The organism is Streptomyces sp. RerS4, assembly GCF_023515955.1.
Lineage (GTDB): Bacteria > Actinomycetota > Actinomycetes > Streptomycetales > Streptomycetaceae > Streptomyces.
In genome coordinates this window covers 223,801-242,139 of sequence record NZ_CP097323.1, presented here as the reverse complement: position 1 = coordinate 242,139, position 18,339 = coordinate 223,801, and the positions used below count along the sequence as shown (strand labels likewise).

Here is an 18,339-nt window from a genome sequence, read left to right as displayed (position 1 = left end):
TTCTTCTTCGGCGACGACGCCGCCCAAGGCCCCTCGCCGTCCGCTACGAACGGCAACGCCGAACAGGGCGGCACGACGGCTGCCGCGAAGGACGACGACTCGGCCGTGGGCGGGATCGCGCTGCTGGGCGGTGCCGGCGCCGGGATCCTCCTGCTCGGCGGCATCACCTTCTACGCCCTCAAGCGCCGCCGCGGGGCGGCCTGACACCGTCGCCGGAAACCCCAGACCAGTACGAACGACGCCCCACCCGCGATGACAACTACCGCAGCGCCCCAGTGACAATCACCCGCGGTGTCGCAACGTTGGGAACCTGCAGATTCGCACACTGGTCGCCGTCGCATCCCGTTCGGCGCAGCAGGCCATCCGGTCAGGCGGTCAGGCGGTCAGTGCTGCGAGTTCGGCGTTTACCCGTTCGGTGACCAGGGCGCCGGGAGGGCCGCCATGTATCAGCCCCGGCGACAACGGGCGGGCGGTGGGGCCTGGTGTGGATGCTCCTTCGCCTTTCAGACGGCGGTGGCAGGGGCGTAGTCGGGGAGGCGGACGGGTTCGGTGCGGGTGTTCTCCGGGGCGTTCGCGGCCAGCATGTCCAGTACCTCCTGGGTCGGGGCCGGCAGGAAGAACCGCTCGGCGCCCTCGCGGCCCAGAGCCTGGTGCTCGGCGACGTAGGGGCGCATCCGCTCCTCGTACGCGGCGAAGGCGGCCGCGTGGTCGCCGTCGCGGGCGGCCGGCTCCCCGGCGAGGAGGTAGGCGCCGATCAGTGCCTGCGAGGTGCCGCGCGGCGAGAGCGGAGGCCGCCCTCTCCCCCGAATCCCTCCTCCACCACGGCCTCACCACCCTGCTCGACGGACTCGCCACCCGCATCACCACACCCCCGAACTGATCACATCCGAGAGCCGGTCAGTGCGGCAACCGTACGCAGGATGCGAGCCCGCTACCGCGAGCAGGGCGTCCGGGGGCCCGTCGACGGCCGGGCAAAGCGGCAGCGGCCGGTACTCGGGCGTGCCGACCCACTGGTGGTTCCCGCGGCGGCCACCCTGTCCAAGTGACCGCATGCGAGGCGTTGTCGGTCGCCACCACATCTCCGGCTTGATCCGCGGGGGCGAAACGGGGGGCGAAAGCTTCTTGCTCTTGTTCTCCTCCTCCTTCGATGCGTAGTCCCGTTGCTCGTGCGCGGGAACCGGCACGAGCAACGGGGACGGCGGCAGCGCCGCCGCATCAGGCGACGGCCGTGCCCTCCAGCTCGACCATCTGACCGGGGATCGCCAGTCGCGTCACCCCGAGCATCGTGGTGGTCGGCGCCACCTCGGCGGCGGCCAACCGCCCCGCCAGCCCGCCGTAGTGCCGCAGGAGCAGATCGACGTCGGTCGTGTAGACGTTGAGCCGCACCAGGTTCGCGAGGGACATCCCGGCCTCTTCGAGCACGGCCTCAAGGTTGTCGACGCTCAGTGCCAACTGCGCCGCCATGTCACCGTCGTGCCGGGGCCTGCCGTCGCCGCTCATCGCGGTCTGCCCCGAGATGTACAGGGTCCGGGTGTGCCCGGAGACGACCTCACCCTGGTTGAACCCCATCTCCACCGACCACGTCACCGGGTTGACCGCCGTCCGCCACATCGCCACATCAGCTCCATTCGCTTCATTCACGTCGTTCGCGCGGTTCGCTTCACTCGTCGCATCGGCCCCGACGTCGTGCTGACGAGCCTCCCAACAAATCACGACACCCGTTGTCGTGTTATCCCTTAGATTTCTCGCATGCGCGCTGACAGGCTGGTCTCGCTGGTGCTCCTGCTGCGCCAACGCGGCCGGCTCACCGCCGACACCCTGGCCCGCGAGCTGGAGGTGTCCACCCGCACCGTGCTGCGCGACATCGAGGCACTGTCCGCGGCCGGCGTCCCCGTCTACGCCGAACGCGGCCGGCACGGCGGCTTCTCGCTGCTGCCCGGCTTCCGGACCGAGCTCACCGGCCTGAACCACGACGAGGCCCTCGCCCTGCTGACCGCCGGATCGGCGCGCGGCGAACAGGTGCTGGGCCTCGGCTCGGCGCTCGCTTCGGCCGCGCGGAAGGTGGTCGACGCGCTGCCCGAAAGCCGCCGGACCACCGCGAGCGACGCGGCCAGGCGGTTCCTCGTCGAGCCGGAGAGCGACCTGCTCTCGCGCCGGCTGGTCGTCGACGAGGTCCCCGACGCCACCCTGATCGAGATCCGGCGCGCGGTGCTCGCGGGACACAAGCTGCGCCTGCACTACGCGGCCACGGGCCAGACACCGCAGTGGCGCACGGTCGACCCGATCGGCCTGGTCACCGTACGCGACCGGGGCTACCTGCTGGCCACGAGATCCGGCGCGGACCGCACCTACCGCCTGTCGCGCATACGGGCCGCCGAGGAACTTCCCGAAACGGCGCAGCGCCCCCACCGGGCCGATCTGGACCGGATTTGGCGGGAACGCTCCGCGCGGTTCCTCGGCAGCGACCACATCACCGTGCTCGTACGGGTGAACCCGGCGCGGCGGGAGGACCTGCTGGACACCGCGGTGGCCGTCCGCGCCGAAGAACCCGACGCGGACGGCCGGCTGCGGCTGGAGCTGACCTACCAGGATTCTCGCCACGCCGAATGGGCCCTGTGGCAACTCGGCTTGGACGCGGAAGCTTTGGCCCCGCAGTCACTGCGCACCTCCCTGCGCGATCGCGCCGCGGCGATGGCCGGCCGCTACGGGGACCCGCCGCCACCAGCGGCGAGTCCTTCTGCGTGAGCCCTGGGTGGCTTTGTTGGTGAGTTACGAGAGCGCCTGGCTGCTTGCTTCGGGACCATGGTTGTGCTCTGCACGACAAGGGAGGACACCGCGGTGGGGCTTCGATCCGGCCTCCGAAACCTGAGCCTGCGCGGGCATCCACCGCGTGGGGTGTTCAGGGCCGCCTTCTGACGGACAAGGTCGTGCAGGACATGAACAAAGCGCTCGGCAGCAACACCGTGTCCGGGGGCGTCGTCCTGCAGTTCGATCCCACGACCCCGTCGGCTGTGCTGAACCCTGCAACCGCCGCCTACGCCCTCGCTACGCTGGGCGCCGCTGATCACCAGGACCCGCGCGGTCGGGTCGACGTGGAGGACACCCTTGGCCGAGGACGAAACCCCGCCCGCACAGCCCCCTCACGACCTGGAAGCGGAGAAGACCGTCCTGCGCGCGATGCTGCACTCCACCGAGGCCATCGCCGACATCGTCGAACTGGTCTGTCACGACGACTTCTACCATCACGCTCACGGACGGATCCACCAGGCAATTCTGGAGGTCTACGCCCTCGGCGAGGATCCCGACCTCCGCAGCGTCATCGACCGGCTCGCCAAGCACGAAGAGCTCGCCGACGTCGGGGGCCACGTGTACCTGCACAGGCTGGCCGGCGAGCCCGTCGGGATGGACGCCTGGGTGGAGGCCGCCGGCACCGTCCAGGGTATGGCCGTGCTGCGCCGCATGATGGTGGCCTCCGCCCGCATTGACGACCTCGTCACCGGTGTCACCGGTGTCACCGCCGACACCGTCGACCGCCTCATCGACACCGCCGAGGCCGAGATCTTCGCCGCCACCAGCAGCTACCGCTCCAGGATCCCGCAGGCGCACCCTGGCCGACAGCCGGGCCGGAAGGCCTCGGCTGCCCTTCGGTCCAGACGGGGTGTCAGGCCATGACGAGCCGGTCCACCAGCAGCTCCACCCTACGGTCGGCTTCCGCCGGCGGCAGCCGTCCCGCCCGGGTCAGGGTGGCCAGCCCGTGCAGGGCCGCCCAGAACACCTCGGTGAACAGTCCCGGGTGGACGCCATCCCCGGCAACCTCGCCGAGGCTTTCCAGCAGGGCGGCGAAGGCGTCCTTCAGCGGCTCCGGGGTGTCCTCGGCCGCGAAGGCCAGGCCGCCGTCGAGCTGGAACATGGCGTCGTAGACCGCCGGGTTGCGCTCCGCGAAGTCAAGGTAGGCGCGGGCGAGGGCGGTGACCCGGGTGCGCGGGCCGTCCGCGGGCGAGGCCGCGGCCCGCACCGCCGCGGCCATCTCGGCGGCGCCCTGGAGGGCGACGGCGCCGATGATCTCGCGCTTGCCGCGGAAGTGGCCATAGAGGACGGGCTGGCTGTATTCGATGCGCTCGGCGAGCCGGCGGGTGGTGACCGCGTCCCAGCCCTGCTGCTCGGCGAGTTCACGGGCCGTGGCCACGATGAGGCGCTCGCGGGCCGCCCGTTCGCGTTCCTTGCGTTCCTGTACCGACATGGTTCGATCCTAGCACCGCTAGACAATCGAGCGACAGCAGGTCTAGCGTGAGCTCATCATCTAGCGGCGCTAGATCCCAGGAGGGGTCATCATGCTCGACGCACTCAAGGTCGTCACCATCGTGGTCGTCGGAGTGATGGTGGGGGTGGAGTTCTCCGTCGCCTTCGTCATCAACCGGATCCTCAAGGCCCTCCCGGACGACAGCTGCCTGAGTGGCCGCGCCCACGGGGGCCGGATGCTCGGCGCCGTGATGCCGTTCTGGTACGTCGGTTCGCTCGCCCTCGCCGCGGTCTGGGCCATCGCGGGATGGCACCGCCCCGGCGCCGGCCTCGTCGTCATCGCCGGCGCGCTGCTGATCCTCAGCGTGATCATGTCGCTTCTGCTGCTCGTCCCGATCAACAACCGGAGCAAGACGTGGACCCCCGAGAACCGGCCCGCCGACTGGAAGGAGCAGGCGAACCGCTGGGACCGCTTCCACTACATCCGCGTCGCCGACCTCATCGCCGCCTTCGCCCTGCTGGCCGCCGCCCTCGTCTGAGCCCGCGGGCCGAGACCGCGCGGGTGGCACGCACTCCTCCAGTCCCTGGACGGTGGCGACTTCCGCGAATGCCAGGTCGTTCGAGAACCCCGGGCCTCCGCCTTCTCAAGGCGAGCCGGGCACGTCCGCGAGGTGCTGTCCTGTCACAGCGCATCTACCCGAGAGCGAGCCGTTGACCTGCTGGGACGCCAGGTCGCATGCCCCCCGACCCTTCCCCGCACGGGCCCGAGACGCCGCTGCGGTGGAGGCGCCGGCAACTGCTGACGTCAGCGCCGGCGAACAGATGTTCCTGTGACACGAACCGCTAGACCCTACAACGGGCGCCGACCCTTTCGACTTCGACACCTCCAGGTGCTCTGGCGGCGTGAGCCCAGGGCCCCTGCGGGCACCCTGCGGACGATCACCTGTACCCATACCTGGGTGGCACGGCCTGACCGGGCGCAGAGAAGTGCCCCGGCTCACCGAGTTGGTGGGCCGGGGCATTGGGGTCTGGGTGAGAAGAAGGTCGCCACCGTTCGGGCTGCGGACGCAAGCGTCGACAATGATCGTCGGGTGACGGCCCTGGAGTCGTGGCCTGGCTTTGGAGGGACCGGACTACACGACGCAGGCGAGCGGCACGTAGCCCTTGATGCCCCGGTAGGTGATGTAGGACCACCGGTTGTCGTTCTTCCAGCCACAGAGCGAGTAGTTGTCCGCGAGCTTCACGCCGCAGGTCACATACGTTGCCTTCGCGCCCTTCGGGAGAAGACCGAGGGCGGTGGCGTTGACCTTGGTGGTCTTGCGGATCTTGACGCTCTCGTGGGCCACGGCCGGGTTGAGGACACATCCGGCCTTCGCCTGCGCCGGCATGACGCTGGTCTGCGCCGTGGTGGCGGAGGCGGTACCGCTCGCGAGGATCAACAGCCCTGCCGCGACGGCGCCGCCGAGCGCCGTAGTCAGCTTCTTCATCTTCGTCAACAACTCCCCGTGCTTGATCACGAACCTTGATCGGGTTCGACTCTACGCGACGCGTATCGACATGATCGACCGGTATGTATGACGACCGTTCGGTCTCCCTCGCCGACTCGCCCCGGTCCTTGCCGGGCACGTCCAGGCGGTGGAGGTCGACGCAGAACCGGCCGCTTGGACGTCCTCCCCGATGCCCCGGCCTACGGCACCAAGGTGCGCTGGTACGCCAGAGCTGTGCGGTGGCCAGTCAGCGGGTCAGGGGCGCGTCCGCACCCTGCGCGTTCAGGCGCGCGCCCCACCCGGCCGGCCCCTCCACGGTGTCGACGCCGCCCGCCGCGGGCGGGAGTTCGCCTGATGCTCGGAGGTGGGCGCAGATCTTTGAGACGTCGGGTGGGGTGAGGCCGGGGTGGAAGGGGAGGCACAGGGTGCGCTCGGCGGCTCGGTCGGTGCCGGGGAGGGGGGAGGTGCCGGGAGTGCGGTAGGCGGGCACGCGGTGCAGGGGTGGGTAGCCGAACGTCGTGCGGATGCCGGCGGCTTCCAGGCGGGCGGCGGCGCGATCTCGTCGGGCCGGTTCGAGCTGGACCCAGTAGGCGCTGTGGGTGGTCGTGTGGTCGGCGGGCAGTGGGGGCGGGGTGAGGATGCCCCGGGCCTCGGCGAGTTCCCGGTCGTACTGGGCGGCGATCCGGGCGCGGCGGGAGACCAGCTCGGGGAGGCGGTCGAGCTGGACGGACCCGATGGCGGCGGCCAGGTCGTTGCCCACGACCCTGCGGCCGGGCTCGGGGACGTGCAGGTCGTGCCACCGGTGGGGGACGCGGGCGCCGTCGGGTCCGGTGGGCGTGGCGAGGCCGTGGTAGGCGAGGCGGCGTACGCGAGCGGCCTGGTCGGGGTCCTTCACGTGAATCATTCCGCCGTCCCCCGTGACCATCACCTTCGCGCCGTCGAAGCTCCAGACGGCGAGGTCGCCGAAGGTGCCGGCCGCCCGGTCGCCGACTCGCGAGGCCACCGCGCAGGCCGCGTCCTCGACGAGGGTGATCCCCCGGTCCCGGCACAGCCGGGAGACGTCTACGACGTCTCCGGGCCGTCCCGCGTAGTGGAGCAGGACGACGGCCCTGGTGCGGGGGGTCAGGGCGCGTTCGACGTGTTCGACCGTGGGGTTGAGGGTGCGGGCGTCGACGTCGCAGAAGACGGGGGTGGCGCCACAGGTCACCACCGCGTTGGCCGCCGCGAGAAAGCTGAGCGAGGGCAGGACGACCTCGTCACCGGGGCGCAGGTCCAGTGACTCCATGGCCAGGAACAGACCGGCGGTCGCCGAGTTGATGAAGACGACGTGGTCGGCTCCGGTGCCGATGTGCGCGGCGAAGGCTTCCTCGAAGGCTCGGGTGCGGGGCCCGTGCCCGAGGTGCAGGTCGGCGAAGACCTGGGCCACGGCGTCGAGTTCACGGGCGCCGACCTGGGGCTGGAAGAGGTTGATCACTGGTGTGGCGCTCCCGTCAGGCTGTCCCGGCATCGTGAGCGGGTGCGCTCGACGTGGGATCCACGGCCGGTCGACGGCGTTCGCGCGGTGGAGCGGCGCCGCTGTGGTCCGCTACGGCTCTTCGAGTCCCCTTCCAGAGGCGGGGTTGATCGTGCTCGTCGGCGCCGGATCCCGGCGTCGCCCGCCCTGCGACCTTGGAAACCTCATGTCCCCATCCCTGATGTCATCGGGCGCCGTGGTGGCGCCCACTCCCGAGCGGCTGGTGCGGGCCGACGCGGACGAGCGGGTCCGGCTGCTGGAGCGGTACGTCCGTGCGGAGTTGGGACGTGTGCTGGGCATCGCGCCCGATCTCGTCGACACGACGGGACGCGCGATGGGCTGCCTCGGGATCGGGTCGATCTCGGCCATCGAGCTCCAGCTGCGCATGCGGGCCGCGCTGGGGGTCGACGTCCACCTTCGGCATCTGCTCACGGACCGCAGCGCGCAGGCGCTGATCGACTTCCTCGTGGAAGAGTTCACGCCGGACGGTGTCGGGGGCCGCGCATGACGGTGGTGGCCGCGCACCGGCGCCCGGCGGTGCGGGTGGACGGCCTGGAGCGGGCCGACTTCACCCTGGCCGGTCACCGCGTCGACGTGTGGCTGATCCGCTGTCCTGTGGGTGCCGCGGCCGAGGCGTTGGCCCGAGACGAGCTCGACGAGGCGGAGCGGCAGCGTGCGGCGGCGTTCCTCCAGCCGTCGGGCGGGTTGTTGTACGCCGCCGCGCACGTCGCGTTGCGCAGGCTGATCGGCTGGTACACGCGCACTTCCCCCCAGGAGCTGCGGTTCACGCGGGAGCCCTGTCCGGGGTGCGGGGAGCCCCATGGGCGTCCCGCCGTGGTGTCGCCGCGCGTGGCGTTGCACTTCTCCCTGTCGCACAGCGCGGGCGTGGCCATGGTGGCGGTGGCCGGCGTGCCGGTCGGTGTGGACGTGGAGCGGCTTCCCGGTGCGGAGACCATCGAGGTCTGTTCGCGGGCGCTGCATCCCGACGAGCGCTCGGAGCTCGCCTCGGTGGCGGAGGGGGAGGTACGGCGCGAGCTGTTCGGGCGCATCTGGACGCACAAGGAGGCGTTCCTCAAAGGCCTGGGTACGGGGCTGAGTCGTTCACCGGCGGTGGACTACCTCGGCGTGGACGTCGGGCGCCATCCCGAGGGCTGGACCGTGCTCGGTATTCCCTGCGGCCCGACGCACGCGGCCGCGATCGCCGTGCGGGGGCCTGCTCCGGACGTGGTGGATGTGCGATGGGTGCCCGACCGGTGGCTGTCGGCGGGTGGTGGCCCGTAGGCGGGCCGCACCGCCGGGAAGCGAGGGAAATTGTGGGGGCTCTGACGCCTCGGAGAGGAACCGCACACGGGTATTCGTTTTCCTGAAGGCTGTTGACGTCCGCCTGACCATCGCGTCCTTGCGTGCCGTTCCACCGCGACGGAGACTCGAATCGCCCCCGGTGGAACGGTCGTTCGCAGCTCCACGCACATTCCGCCGCCGGGCATCCCCACGCGAATGCTCCCCACCCTGTCGGGATTACGTTCGCCCGCTCGACGAGGAGTGAATGCCGTGCGCTTCAACCTGATGGGACCGTTCGAGATCGTCGCCGAGGACGGCCGGGTCTGCCGGCCGGTGGCGCCGAAGGTCTGCCAGACCCTGGCGCTGCTGCTCACCAGGCCCAACGAGGTGGTGACGGCGGAGTCCCTGATCCGTGAGTTGTGGGGGGACCGGCCGCCGCGCAGTGCCACCACCACCCTGCAGACGTACGTGTACCACGCGCGGCGGATGTTCGAGAGCGAGCGGTTGGACGCGCACGGCCGGTCGCTCATCGTCACGACTCCGCCGGGATATTCGATTCAGGTCGACGACGCCGAGGTCGACCTTCGTGTCTTCGAGCGGCTGATTTCGGCGGCGCGTGTGCAGTTGGGTCAGGGGGACGCCGTTTCGGCGCTGTCCTCGGCGCGAAAGGCACTCGCGCTGTGGCGTGGGCCGGCATTTTCGAGTTTCGTGGCGGGTGACCTTCTCAAGGGTCATCTCGCGCATCTGGAGGAGTTGCGCATCGGCGCCTTCGAGCTGGTGATCGAGGCGGAGAGCAGGCTCGGACGGCACCGCGAGCTGTTGCCCGAGCTGCGCAGGCTCATCGCCGAGTACCCGCTCAACGAATGGTTCCACCAGCAGTTGATCGGCGCGCTCAGCGCGGCGGGCCGGCGGGCCGAGGCACTCCAGGCGTACCAGCACGTACGCCGGCTGCTCGCGGACGAGTTGGGTCTCGAACCGTCGGTCGAGCTCCAGCGGTTGCAGCTGCGGCTGCTGGACCCCGCCGCGGCCCTCGCCCGTGCGGGGGGCCGGCCGGTGGCGGGGCGGGTCCCGGCGGTGGCCCGCCGCGCCTGATCGGCCTGATCGGCGCTGATCAGACTGATCGGTCTGATCGGTCTGATCCACGACAGGTCTACGCCGCCTGGTGGACGCCTTCCAGGAGCCGTCCCCCGTAGGCGGCGCCCACCGTGTCGAAGCTCAGGGCGGGGTGGCCCGCCAGGGTCTGCGTGTCACGCCAGAGGCGTTGCAGGGGGTGGTCGTCCACGCGGGCCGTGCGACCGGCCGAGCCGAACAATCGGCCGACGGCTGCCACGAGTTCCCCGGCGGCGTGGGAGCAGTCGGCGGGGAGGCGTACGAGGTCCAGTGGCGCGGTGGAGGGCGTGTCGGCGATCCGTGCCGCGCGCTCCAGCAGCAGCGCGGCGCCGTCCACGGCCGCCGCCGTTCGGGCGAGGGTGGTGCGCAGGTGCGGGTCGCGCGGATCCGCGCACATGGCACGGTCCTCGGTCCACACCCGCAGCGCGGCGCGGGCGGCGCCGAGGGCGCAGGCGGCGTGGACCAGGCCGGCCGGGAGGTGGCTCTGCCCGGCGGGTCGTCGTTCGTCGTCGGACGGGGGGAAGGCGCGGTGGGCGGGTACGAAGACGTTGTCCGCGGACAGGACGTCACCGCCCGCGCCGCGCAGGCCCATCGAGGTCCATCCGTCGCGGACGCGGTAGTCGTCGCGGGGTAGCGCGAAGGTCCAGGGGCGGGATCGTCCGCGGTCCGCGGGGCGGGCGACGACCAGGGCCCAGGTGGACAGGGCGGCCCCGGCGACGAAGGCCCATTCACCGGTCACCCGCCAGCCGCCGGCGACTTCGGTGGCGCTGCCCTGGGGCGTGCCGGCGCCGACGAGCGCGGTGTCCGGGCCGTTCGCCCACAGCTCGCGCTGTCCCGCTTCGGGCAGGTGGGAGGCGGTGTGGGCGGCCTCGGCGAGGGCCGCCGCGCACCAGGCGGTCGAGGTGCAGCCCTGGGCGACGGCGGATACGGCGTGCAGCAGTTCCGAGGCCGAGCCGGCCCTTCCTCCCCGGTGGGCGGGCACGAGGTGTGCGGCGAACCCGGCGCCGGCGATGCCCTCGGCGACCTCCGCCGGCAGGGTGCGGGTGGTGTCGGTCCGGGCGGCGTACCGGGCGGCGACGCAGCGCAGCTCCCGGGCCTTGGTCAGCAGTCCGGTACTGGACGTCGGCCGGCTTGGCATCGGTACCCCTTCTCGCCTTCTCGCCCGATCGCGGCGCCCGATGGGGCGCGTGACGCACGCGGGCCGTGCCGTCACCTTGGCCGGAGGGCGTCCACGTCGGATGGAAGGACGCTCGACCGTACGGGTCGTCAGCGCCGCGCGCGGTGTTCGGCCGCGGCGGCGCCGGAGGGCGGCGAGGTGGCGGTCAGCAGGCATTCCTCCAGGAAGGCCAGTGCGCGCAGGTGGTAGGTGCGAGCGGCCCAGCCGAGGCTGATGTTGTGCCCGGCGGCGGGCTGCCGGTCGACCCGTACGGTGGGTGCGGCGAGCGGCCGCGTCAGGGCGCGGACGGCTTCGTCGTCGTGGCGCCACCACTGCTCGTCCTCGGCGAAGGTGAGGCGGACGGGTACGCGTACGCGGGCCGCGAGGGCGGGGTAGAGCGTCTGCCAGGCGGGGAACTCGCCGGCCTCCAGGGCGGGGACGGGGCAGACGAGCGAGCGGCTGTGGTGGAAGGCCTCGGGGGGATAGTGGCGCAGCGCTCCCCAGTGCCGGCGCCATTCGCCGCGTGAGCCGGTCGCGGGAAGCCGGTGCAGGTCGTCGGCGTGGTGCAGTCCGAGCCCGGAGATGTCCAGGCCGATGAGGGTCTCGCCGCGGTCGTCGGCGGCGGCGGCCAGGGCCAGCTTTCCGCCGTTGGAGTGGGCGACGACGAAGTGACCGGCTCCGGTCGGATACCGGCGGTCGAAGTCGGCGAGGGCGGCGTGGAGGGTGGTGGACTGGTCGGCGAGGAGCTGCCCGGTGGGCAGTGCGGCGGCGGACCGTCCGTAGCCGGGGCGGTCGAGGGCGAGCACGGTGTAGCCCAGGGCGGAGCCCAGGTCCAGCAGGGAGAGTCCGGGGCGGGCGCGATTGTCGAAGTATCCGGCTCGCATGCCGCCTCCGTGCAGGGCGACGACGACGGCCCGGGGCGGGCCGTCCGCGGGTTCGGCGAGCAGGCCCGAGATCGGGGTTCCGTCACCGTCGAGGACGATGTCCCTGACGCGGGTGGGTGCTGCGCTCTGGGGCGCCGTCATGACGGCGGTCCTTTCCCTCGGTGGAGGCGCCCGGTGCGGGTGCGGCGGCGGGCCTTCGCGCGGGCCGGCCGGTGTCGGGCCGGCCGGGCGAAGGAGGGGGCGAAGGAGGTGCCGGCCGCGAGCGAGGCTCGCGGCCGGCGATCGGCGCGACGGGGGCGCGCGCCGAAGGGGTGGGGCCGGGGCGGGTGTCACCCGACCGGCTTGGCGGACACGGCCTGGGTCGTGTCTTGTGGATCAGGCCGCGCCCGGCCTGATCCACAAGAGACGACCTAGTGGAGGGTGGCGAACTTTTCCGGGCCGACCGGGGTGAGTTCGTCGGTCCGGCCGCTGAGGATCTTGGCCGCCCACTCGGGGTCGCCGAGCAGGGCGCGTCCCACGGCGACCATGTCGAACTCGTCGCGCTCCAGGCGTTCCAGGAGTCCGTCGAGGTTCTGCGTGACGCCCCCGCGCTCGCCCTTGAGGACGTCGAGGAACTCGTTGTCGAGTCCGACCGATCCGACGGTGATGGTGGCCTTGCCGGAGAGCTTCTTGGCCCAGCCCGCGAGGTTCAGGTCGGAGCCTTCGAACTCGGGGAGCCAGAAGCGGCGCGTGGAGCAGTGGAAGGCGTCGACGCCGGCCTCGGCGAGGGGGGTGAGGTAGGCCTCCAGCTCCTGCGGGGTCTCGGCGAGCCGCGCCTGGTAGTTCTCGACCTTCCACTGGGACATCCGGAAGAGAATGGGGAAGTCGGGCGAGACGGCCTGGCGGCAGGCGGCGACGATCTCGGCCGCGAAGCGGGTGCGGGCGGCGATGGGGCCGCCGTAGCCGTCCTCGCGGCGGTTGGTGTGGGACCACAGGAACTGGTCGATGAGGTATCCGTGGGCGCCGTGGATCTCGATGCCGTCGAAGTTGTTGGCCTCGGCCGCGGCGGCGGCCACCGCGAAGGCGGTGATCACGTCGTCGATGTCGGATCGTGTCATGGACCTGCCCTCGCCCGGACCGGCGAGCGGCACCCCGGACGGTCCCACGGCCGGCGCCTGGGGCACGGGCGGTGTGCCGGGGACCCGTCCCATGCCGACGTGCCACAGCTGCGGGATGACGGCGCCGCCTTCGGCGTGGACGGCGTCGGCGACCCGGGCCCAGCCGGCGAGTGCGTCGTCTCCGTGGAAGCGGGGGACGTTGCCGCTGGTGCCCGCCGACGCGTGGCCGACGTAGGTCCCCTCGGTGATGACCAGGCCGACCCGGCCGGCCGCGCGGCGGGCGTAGTACCGCGCCACGTTCGGGCCGGGGACGCCTCCGGGGGAGAACTCGCGGGTCATGGGCGCCATCGCGATCCGGTTCCGCACGGTCAGCCGGCCCAGGGAGAAGGGCCGGTCGAGCAGCTCCGTGCGGTAGGCGGCCGGGCTCTGAGCGTTCAAGACGTACACCTTCGGTCGACGGCCGTGCCGGCTCGGCGGGCGGGGCGGGAGCACCCTCGACTCATACTTACCTGCCGGTTAGTTGATGATCAGACTGTAGGCACCCCACTGGCGCTCCGTCAAGAACGAAGATCACGGGCCGCCTTGCCGACGAGGCGACGGGCACGAGCGCTCCGAGACCCGCACCACCAGCTTGGCCGAAGGCACCGCAGGGTTTGGATCAGTGGATGAAAGGTTTCGGTCAACTCTGAAGTGATTCCGGCCAGCGGGTGGTTGGCTGCGCCTGCCCCCGGCGCCACGACGCCGATGTGGGGGGACCTCGACTTCTCGATGACAGGTGGGTACTTCATGACGACACGACGCCGCTTCCTCGGCTCCGTCGCGATGGCGACCGGCATCGTCGCCGGTTTCACCGGCGCGACCCTGCCCGCACGGGCGGCGGGACTCGACGAGATCGAGACCGGGGCGCCCGGCTCTCGTCCGGTGCCCGCCCCCGAAGTGGTCGTGCGCCCGGGGGATCCGCGGTACGCGGAGCTCTCCACGCGCGGTCACAACACCCGCTTCGTCTCCACCGCCGACGAGATCTGGCTCGTGCACTGCCCGGCACAGGTCGAGAAGGCCGTGAACCAGGCGATCCGCGGCAACCAGCGGATCACGGTCCGCGGTGGCGGGCACTGCTTCGACGGTCTCGTCGGCGATCCCCAGTACCGCCTCCTCGTCGACACCTCGGAGATGAACGCGGTCACCTTCGACCCCTGGATGAACGCCTTCGCGGTCGAGTCCGGTGCCACCCTGGGCCACGTGTACAAGACCCTGTACGAGGGCTGGGGCGTCACGCTCCCGGGCGGTGTCTGCCCCGAGGTGGGCGTCGGCGGCCACGTGTCCGGCGGCGGGTACGGCCCGCTGTCGCGACGCTACGGGCTCTCCGTGGACCACCTGTACGCGGTCGAGGTCGTCGTCGCCGGGGCCAACGGCCTCGCGCGCACCGTCGTCGCCACCAGCCGTCCGGACGACCCCCACCGGGACCTGTGGTGGGCTCACACCGGCGCCGGTGGCGGCCAGTTCGGCATCGTCACCAAGTACTGGTTCCGCACGCCGGGCGCGACCGGCAGGCCGGGATCGCTGCTGCCCAAGCCCCCGGCGACCGTACGCAAGGCGATCGTCGCCTGGCCGTGGGCACAGATGCAGGAGGCCAACTTCACCCGACTGGTGATGAACCACGGCGCCTGGCACGCGGCGAACAGCTCGGTCTCCTCCCCCTACGCGACGATGCACAGCTCGCTGCAGATCAGCCCCTGGTTCGTGGGCACGATCAATCTGGACGTCACCCTGGACGCCACGCGCGGCGACGCGCAGAGCCTCCTGGACGGCTATGTCGCCGCCCTGTCCGCCGGAGTCGGCGTCCAGCCGACGGTCACCGTCAAGGACCTCGGCTGGGTCGAGGCCGCCACGACCCCCACGCTCGGCTACGGCCAGTACTCCCGCCACAAGTCGATGGGCGGGTACATGCGCAAGCCCTACACAGCCGCCCAGGTGGCGCAGATGTACCGGGCCATGAGCGACCCGGAACACTGGGGCATCGGCCTGATCTACCTGGCCGCCTACGGCGGAAAGATCAACACGGTGTCCTCGTCCGCGACGGCGGTCGCGCAGCGCGACTCGATCCTCAAGTTCTGGTACTCGTGCAACTGGGAGTTCCCGGGCCAGGACGAGGCCGAGGTGCAGTGGGTCCGCGACCTGCACCACGCGATCCACGCCGACACCGGCGGCTTCCCGGTCCCGGGCGCCCAGACGGACGGCCTCTACATCAACTATCCCGACGTGGACACCCAGGACCCGTCGGTGAACACGACGGGAGTGCCGTGGTCGACCCTGTACCACAAGGGCAACTACCCCCGGCTCCAGCGGGTCAAGAAGACGTACGATCCGAACGACGTGTTCCGCCACGCCCTCTCGGTGAAGCCCGCCTGACCTTCGGCGGACCAGGCTCCCGGCAGACCGCGGGCCGGCCCCTTCGGGGCGGCCCCGGCTGCCGGGAGTTTCGCGTGCGCGCCGGTGGGGCCGCCGCTCAGGAGACCGAGCGGGCCACCTGTTCGGCGTAGGCGTGGGCGGCGGGCTCGAACTGGAGGCCGATGTGGGTGGCCGCGGAGTTGACGTCCCGCCAGAAGCGCTGGAGCGGGGAGTGCGTGGAGTGCCCCCCGGTACCCGCCGCGGCGAAGACCCGGTTGACCGAGCTCACGGCCATTTGCACCGAGAGCGAGCAGTCGCGTCCGTTGCGCGCGGCCTCCAGGGCCGTGACGTCCGCGCCGCGGTCGGCGACCGAGGCGGCCCGTTCGATCAGGAGTCCGGCGGCGTCGAGCTCTCCGGAGGAGCGGGCCAGTGCCTCCGCGTACACGCTGCGGCTCAGTCCCTGGGGCCCCGCCGCGGGCGGGGCCTTGCGGAACTTCTCGGTGGCGTAGCCGGACCAGTGGGCGAGCGCGCCGCGTGCGGCGCCCAGGGCCGGACCCGCGAAGAACAGCCCGTTGACCGCCTGGAGGGGAACGGTGTGGAAGAGCTCCGTCGAATGGCACGGCCGGCCCTGGAACAGGTCCTCCCCCGCGAAGGTCAGTTCGTCGGGCACGAAGGCCTCCTCCACGACGACGGTATTGCTGCCCGTCGCGCGCATGCCGGTGCTCGCCCAGGTGTCCTTGACCCCGAAGGCGCTCCTCGGGACGGCGAAGACCCGCAGCGCGGTGCCCTCGCCGGCGGGGATCACGGCCCGCAGCAGGGCCCAGTCGCAGTGGTCGACGACGCTGATCGACGGCCAGGTGCCCGAAAGGGTCCAGCCGCCCGGCGCAGCGCTCGCCCGGCCCAACGGGGCCAGGGAGCCGACCACCACGGTGTCGGGCCCGTCCTTCCAGAGCCGCGCGGACCCCTCGGCGGGCAGGAAGCCCGCCATGCGTCCGACGCCGGCGACGATGGAGGCGCTCCAGGCGGTGGCCGCGCAGGAGGCGGCCACCGTGGTCAGGGCCTCGTTCAGCTCGGCGAAGGTACCGCCCGTGCCTCCGTGAACGCGCGGGACGAAGTGCCGGGCGAAGCCGCCGGCGACGACGGCCTTCATCACGTCCGGGTCCAGGCGTCGTTCCTCGTCCTGGCGGGCCGCGTGGTCTCCTGCCAGGAGGGCGAGCTCGCGTGCGGCAGCGCTCAGCGCGCCGGTTTCCGTGTCGGGCATGCCCGTCTCCTTCACCCTCGTGTCGTTCACGACGCGTACGGCCGCTTCGCGCGGGCCTCGCCGAGTGCTTTCGCCCACCAGTCGAGCTGGTCGAGCATGATCTTCGCGGCGCCGTCACAGCCGGCGCGGTCCCGCGGGGCGCCTTCCTCGTCGAACTGCTCCCAGGCCCGGTGGAAGCTCACTCCGTCGCGGACGGTGGTGGCGTGCAGTTCGCTGAAGACCAGGCGCAGTTGTTCGACGGCGCGCAGGCCGCCCGAGATGCCTCCGTAGGAGACGAAGCCGACCGGCTTGGCGTACCACTCGTGGCGAAACCAGTCGATCGCGTTCTTCAACGGGGCGGGGAAGCTGTGGTTGTACTCCGGCGTCACCACGACGAACGCGTCGGCCGCGTCGATCCTGCGGGCCAGGGCCTCGACGGCGGGGGGCCTGGGCGCGTCGGGTCCGCCGAGCACGGTGGGCAGGTCGGCCTCGGCCAGGTCGATCACGTCGATGTCCCGGTAGCCGTACGTCGTGGCCCGGTCGAGGAACCACGAGGCCACGGTGTGGCCGAAGCGCCCAGGGCGGTTGCTGCCCACGATGAAGGCGAGCCGGGGGGACTGCACTGACATGTCGTTCCTTTCGTCGTGTGGTCAGCCGCGGTGGCGTGCGGTGAGTTCTTCCAGGACCGGTACGAGGTCGGCGGGCGACGGGGTGTCCCGCATCTCGCGGTGGAGGGACGCCGCGCCGTCCTGGAAGGAGGGCTCGTCGAGGAGGCGCGACAGGGCCGTGCGCAGGGCCTCGGGGGTGAACTCGTCGTGGGTGAGGACCAGTCCGGCGCCACTGTCCTGGACGTACCGGGCGGTGGCGGCCTCGCCCCAGAACGGCATCGGTGTCACCAACTGCGGTACACGGCTCGCGACGGAGGCCGCGAAGGTGCCGCCGCCGCCGTGGTGGATGATCGCGGAGCAGGTCGGCAGCAGTTGGCTGAGGGGCAGGTAGTCCACGAGTCGGACGTTGTCGGGTACCTCGCCGAGCGAGTCGCGCTCGCCGGCGCCCACCGTGGCCACGAGTTCCACGTCCAGTCCGGCGATGGCCTCCACCACCCGGGCGAAGGAGGTTCCGCTCTCGCGGAAGAGCTGACGGCCCCGACCGCCGACGCCGAGCGTGAGGCAGACCCGCGGGCGCGCGGGCGGCTCGTGCACCCATGCGGGCAGGGCGGCCGCCCCGTTGTAGGGGATCCGGCGCACGCCGATGTAGGGCAGGTCCAGCGGCAGGCGCAGCCCGGCGGGCATGGGGTCGATGGTCCACTGGCCGAGGAGGTGCTCCTCCTCGTACTTCAGGCCGTACGGCGCCAGCAGGCCGGACATCATCGCCGACAGGGGGTCGTCCTCCGGTGCGAGGCCCTGGGCGGCCTGGTGTTCGAGTGACTTGGCGCGCAGCCAGGCGACGTTGTCGCGGCCCCACAGGAAGCGGGCGTGGGCGGCTCCACCGACGGCGGCGGCGACCCCCGCCGCGACGCAGAACGGGTCCCAGACGACCAGGTCCGGCTTCCAGCGGCGGGTGAGGTCGACCAGGTCGGGAAGGACCGGGTTGTAGACGGACAGGACGTTGCGCATCATCTCCCACTGGGCTTCCCAGCGGCGTCCGTCCTCGGAGTCCAGGGACAGACCGTCGTCGAGGGTGTCGAGGCGGTCGTAATTGGAGTTGAACTCCACGACGCCCGCGAGTTTGTGTCGGGCGCCGAGTGGGACGGCCGGCAGTCCGGCGTCGGTGACGAGGTGCGTGGCGTCGGGGTGGATCGCCACCCGTACCTCGTGCCCGGCGTTCTGCAGGGCCCAGGCGAGCGGGACGATCGGCTGGACGTGGGCGATGGCGGGAAAGACGGCGAACAGTACGCGCATGGGTGTCTCCGTGGTGCGGTTCGGCTGTGGGCCCTGCCGGAGC

The 18,339-nt window shown here is 71.8% G+C and carries 19 protein-coding genes and 1 pseudogene; 9 read left to right on the top strand and 11 right to left on the bottom strand.

Annotation, left to right across the window (positions count from 1 at the left end; genetic code table 11):
- A pseudogene (locus M4D82_RS33940) lies at positions 1-204 on the top strand (HtaA domain-containing protein); the annotation flags it as partial.
- 299 nt (positions 205-503) lie between these two features.
- Here M4D82_RS33940 and M4D82_RS33935 read toward each other — a convergent pair.
- The gene (locus M4D82_RS33935; RefSeq protein WP_249772833.1) at positions 504-674 is read right to left on the bottom strand and encodes a hypothetical protein; all 171 of its coding nucleotides are present in this window, start codon (positions 672-674) and stop codon (positions 504-506) included.
- An 83-nt stretch (positions 675-757) separates the two neighbouring features.
- Between M4D82_RS33935 and M4D82_RS34215 the strand changes: the two genes are divergently transcribed.
- Positions 758-880 carry a hypothetical protein gene (locus tag M4D82_RS34215; RefSeq protein WP_283844565.1) on the top strand — a complete coding sequence of 41 codons (123 nt, stop codon included), beginning with the start codon at positions 758-760 and terminating at the stop codon, positions 878-880.
- Positions 881-1,215: 335 nt separating this feature from the next.
- Here the strand turns inward: M4D82_RS34215 and M4D82_RS33930 are convergent, their stop codons facing one another.
- Entirely contained in the window at positions 1,216-1,611 is a 396-nt protein-coding gene (locus M4D82_RS33930) for a RidA family protein (RefSeq protein ID WP_249772845.1), read from the bottom strand.
- A 138-nt stretch (positions 1,612-1,749) separates the two neighbouring features.
- Between M4D82_RS33930 and M4D82_RS33925 the strand changes: the two genes are divergently transcribed.
- On the top strand, positions 1,750-2,745 hold the full coding sequence (locus M4D82_RS33925; protein ID WP_249772831.1) for a helix-turn-helix transcriptional regulator: 996 nt from the start codon (positions 1,750-1,752) through the stop codon (positions 2,743-2,745).
- A gap of 360 nt (positions 2,746-3,105) precedes the next feature.
- Positions 3,106-3,672 (top strand): DnaB-like helicase N-terminal domain-containing protein, encoded by a 567-nt coding sequence (locus M4D82_RS33920; RefSeq protein ID WP_249772829.1) that lies wholly within the window; start codon positions 3,106-3,108, stop codon positions 3,670-3,672.
- Here M4D82_RS33920 and M4D82_RS33915 read toward each other — a convergent pair.
- Positions 3,662-4,240 carry a TetR/AcrR family transcriptional regulator gene (locus M4D82_RS33915; RefSeq protein WP_249772827.1) on the bottom strand — a complete coding sequence of 193 codons (579 nt, stop codon included), beginning with the start codon at positions 4,238-4,240 and terminating at the stop codon, positions 3,662-3,664. The genes M4D82_RS33920 and M4D82_RS33915 overlap by 11 nt on opposite strands.
- Positions 4,241-4,331: 91 nt before the next feature.
- Between M4D82_RS33915 and M4D82_RS33910 the strand changes: the two genes are divergently transcribed.
- Positions 4,332-4,778, top strand: a complete 447-nt coding sequence (locus tag M4D82_RS33910; protein ID WP_249772825.1) for an anthrone oxygenase family protein — start codon at positions 4,332-4,334, stop codon at positions 4,776-4,778.
- Between the two features lie 594 nt (positions 4,779-5,372).
- On the opposite strand, the gene M4D82_RS33905 is transcribed toward M4D82_RS33910, so the two are convergent.
- Both M4D82_RS33905 and M4D82_RS33900 read right to left on the bottom strand, forming a co-directional pair.
- Positions 5,373-5,726, bottom strand: a complete 354-nt coding sequence (locus tag M4D82_RS33905) for a hypothetical protein (protein ID WP_249772823.1) — start codon at positions 5,724-5,726, stop codon at positions 5,373-5,375.
- A 247-nt stretch (positions 5,727-5,973) separates the two neighbouring features.
- A complete protein-coding gene (locus M4D82_RS33900) occupies positions 5,974-7,200 on the bottom strand; it encodes a DegT/DnrJ/EryC1/StrS family aminotransferase (RefSeq protein WP_502989112.1) in 1,227 nt (408 codons plus the stop codon).
- Between the two features lie 205 nt (positions 7,201-7,405).
- Between M4D82_RS33900 and M4D82_RS33895 the strand changes: the two genes are divergently transcribed.
- From M4D82_RS33895 to M4D82_RS33885, 3 genes are all read left to right on the top strand, one after another.
- Positions 7,406-7,747 (top strand): acyl carrier protein, encoded by a 342-nt coding sequence (locus tag M4D82_RS33895; protein ID WP_249772819.1) that lies wholly within the window; start codon positions 7,406-7,408, stop codon positions 7,745-7,747.
- The gene (locus tag M4D82_RS33890) at positions 7,744-8,520 is read left to right on the top strand and encodes a 4'-phosphopantetheinyl transferase family protein (protein WP_249772817.1); all 777 of its coding nucleotides are present in this window, start codon (positions 7,744-7,746) and stop codon (positions 8,518-8,520) included. The genes M4D82_RS33895 and M4D82_RS33890 overlap by 4 nt, the downstream gene beginning before the upstream one ends.
- Positions 8,521-8,790: 270 nt before the next feature.
- A complete protein-coding gene (locus M4D82_RS33885; RefSeq protein WP_249772815.1) occupies positions 8,791-9,612 on the top strand; it encodes an AfsR/SARP family transcriptional regulator in 822 nt (273 codons plus the stop codon).
- Between the two features lie 58 nt (positions 9,613-9,670).
- On the opposite strand, the gene M4D82_RS33880 is transcribed toward M4D82_RS33885, so the two are convergent.
- The 3 genes from M4D82_RS33880 to M4D82_RS33870 form a co-directional block, all read right to left on the bottom strand.
- Positions 9,671-10,768 (bottom strand): acyl-CoA dehydrogenase family protein, encoded by a 1,098-nt coding sequence (locus tag M4D82_RS33880; RefSeq protein ID WP_249772813.1) that lies wholly within the window; start codon positions 10,766-10,768, stop codon positions 9,671-9,673.
- Between the two features lie 128 nt (positions 10,769-10,896).
- A complete protein-coding gene (locus tag M4D82_RS33875; protein ID WP_249772811.1) occupies positions 10,897-11,811 on the bottom strand; it encodes an alpha/beta hydrolase in 915 nt (304 codons plus the stop codon).
- A 269-nt stretch (positions 11,812-12,080) separates the two neighbouring features.
- Positions 12,081-13,205, bottom strand: coding sequence for an NADH:flavin oxidoreductase (locus tag M4D82_RS33870; RefSeq protein WP_249772809.1), 1,125 nt, complete (start codon positions 13,203-13,205; stop codon positions 12,081-12,083).
- A 348-nt stretch (positions 13,206-13,553) separates the two neighbouring features.
- On the opposite strand from M4D82_RS33870, the gene M4D82_RS33865 reads away from it, so the two are divergent.
- Complete coding sequence (locus M4D82_RS33865) at positions 13,554-15,176, top strand: FAD-binding oxidoreductase (protein ID WP_249772807.1); 1,623 nt, start codon at positions 13,554-13,556, stop codon at positions 15,174-15,176.
- A gap of 97 nt (positions 15,177-15,273) precedes the next feature.
- Here M4D82_RS33865 and M4D82_RS33860 read toward each other — a convergent pair whose 3' ends face one another.
- From M4D82_RS33860 to M4D82_RS33850, 3 genes are read right to left on the bottom strand one after another with little or no spacing between them, the layout of a single operon-like run.
- The gene (locus tag M4D82_RS33860) at positions 15,274-16,416 is read right to left on the bottom strand and encodes an acyl-CoA dehydrogenase family protein (protein WP_249772805.1); all 1,143 of its coding nucleotides are present in this window, start codon (positions 16,414-16,416) and stop codon (positions 15,274-15,276) included.
- A 26-nt stretch (positions 16,417-16,442) separates the two neighbouring features.
- Positions 16,443-17,024 carry an NADPH-dependent FMN reductase gene (locus M4D82_RS33855; protein ID WP_249772803.1) on the bottom strand — a complete coding sequence of 194 codons (582 nt, stop codon included), beginning with the start codon at positions 17,022-17,024 and terminating at the stop codon, positions 16,443-16,445.
- A 21-nt stretch (positions 17,025-17,045) separates the two neighbouring features.
- On the bottom strand, positions 17,046-18,296 hold the full coding sequence (locus M4D82_RS33850; RefSeq protein ID WP_249772801.1) for an activator-dependent family glycosyltransferase: 1,251 nt from the start codon (positions 18,294-18,296) through the stop codon (positions 17,046-17,048).
- Positions 18,297-18,339: the final 43 nt, after the last annotated feature.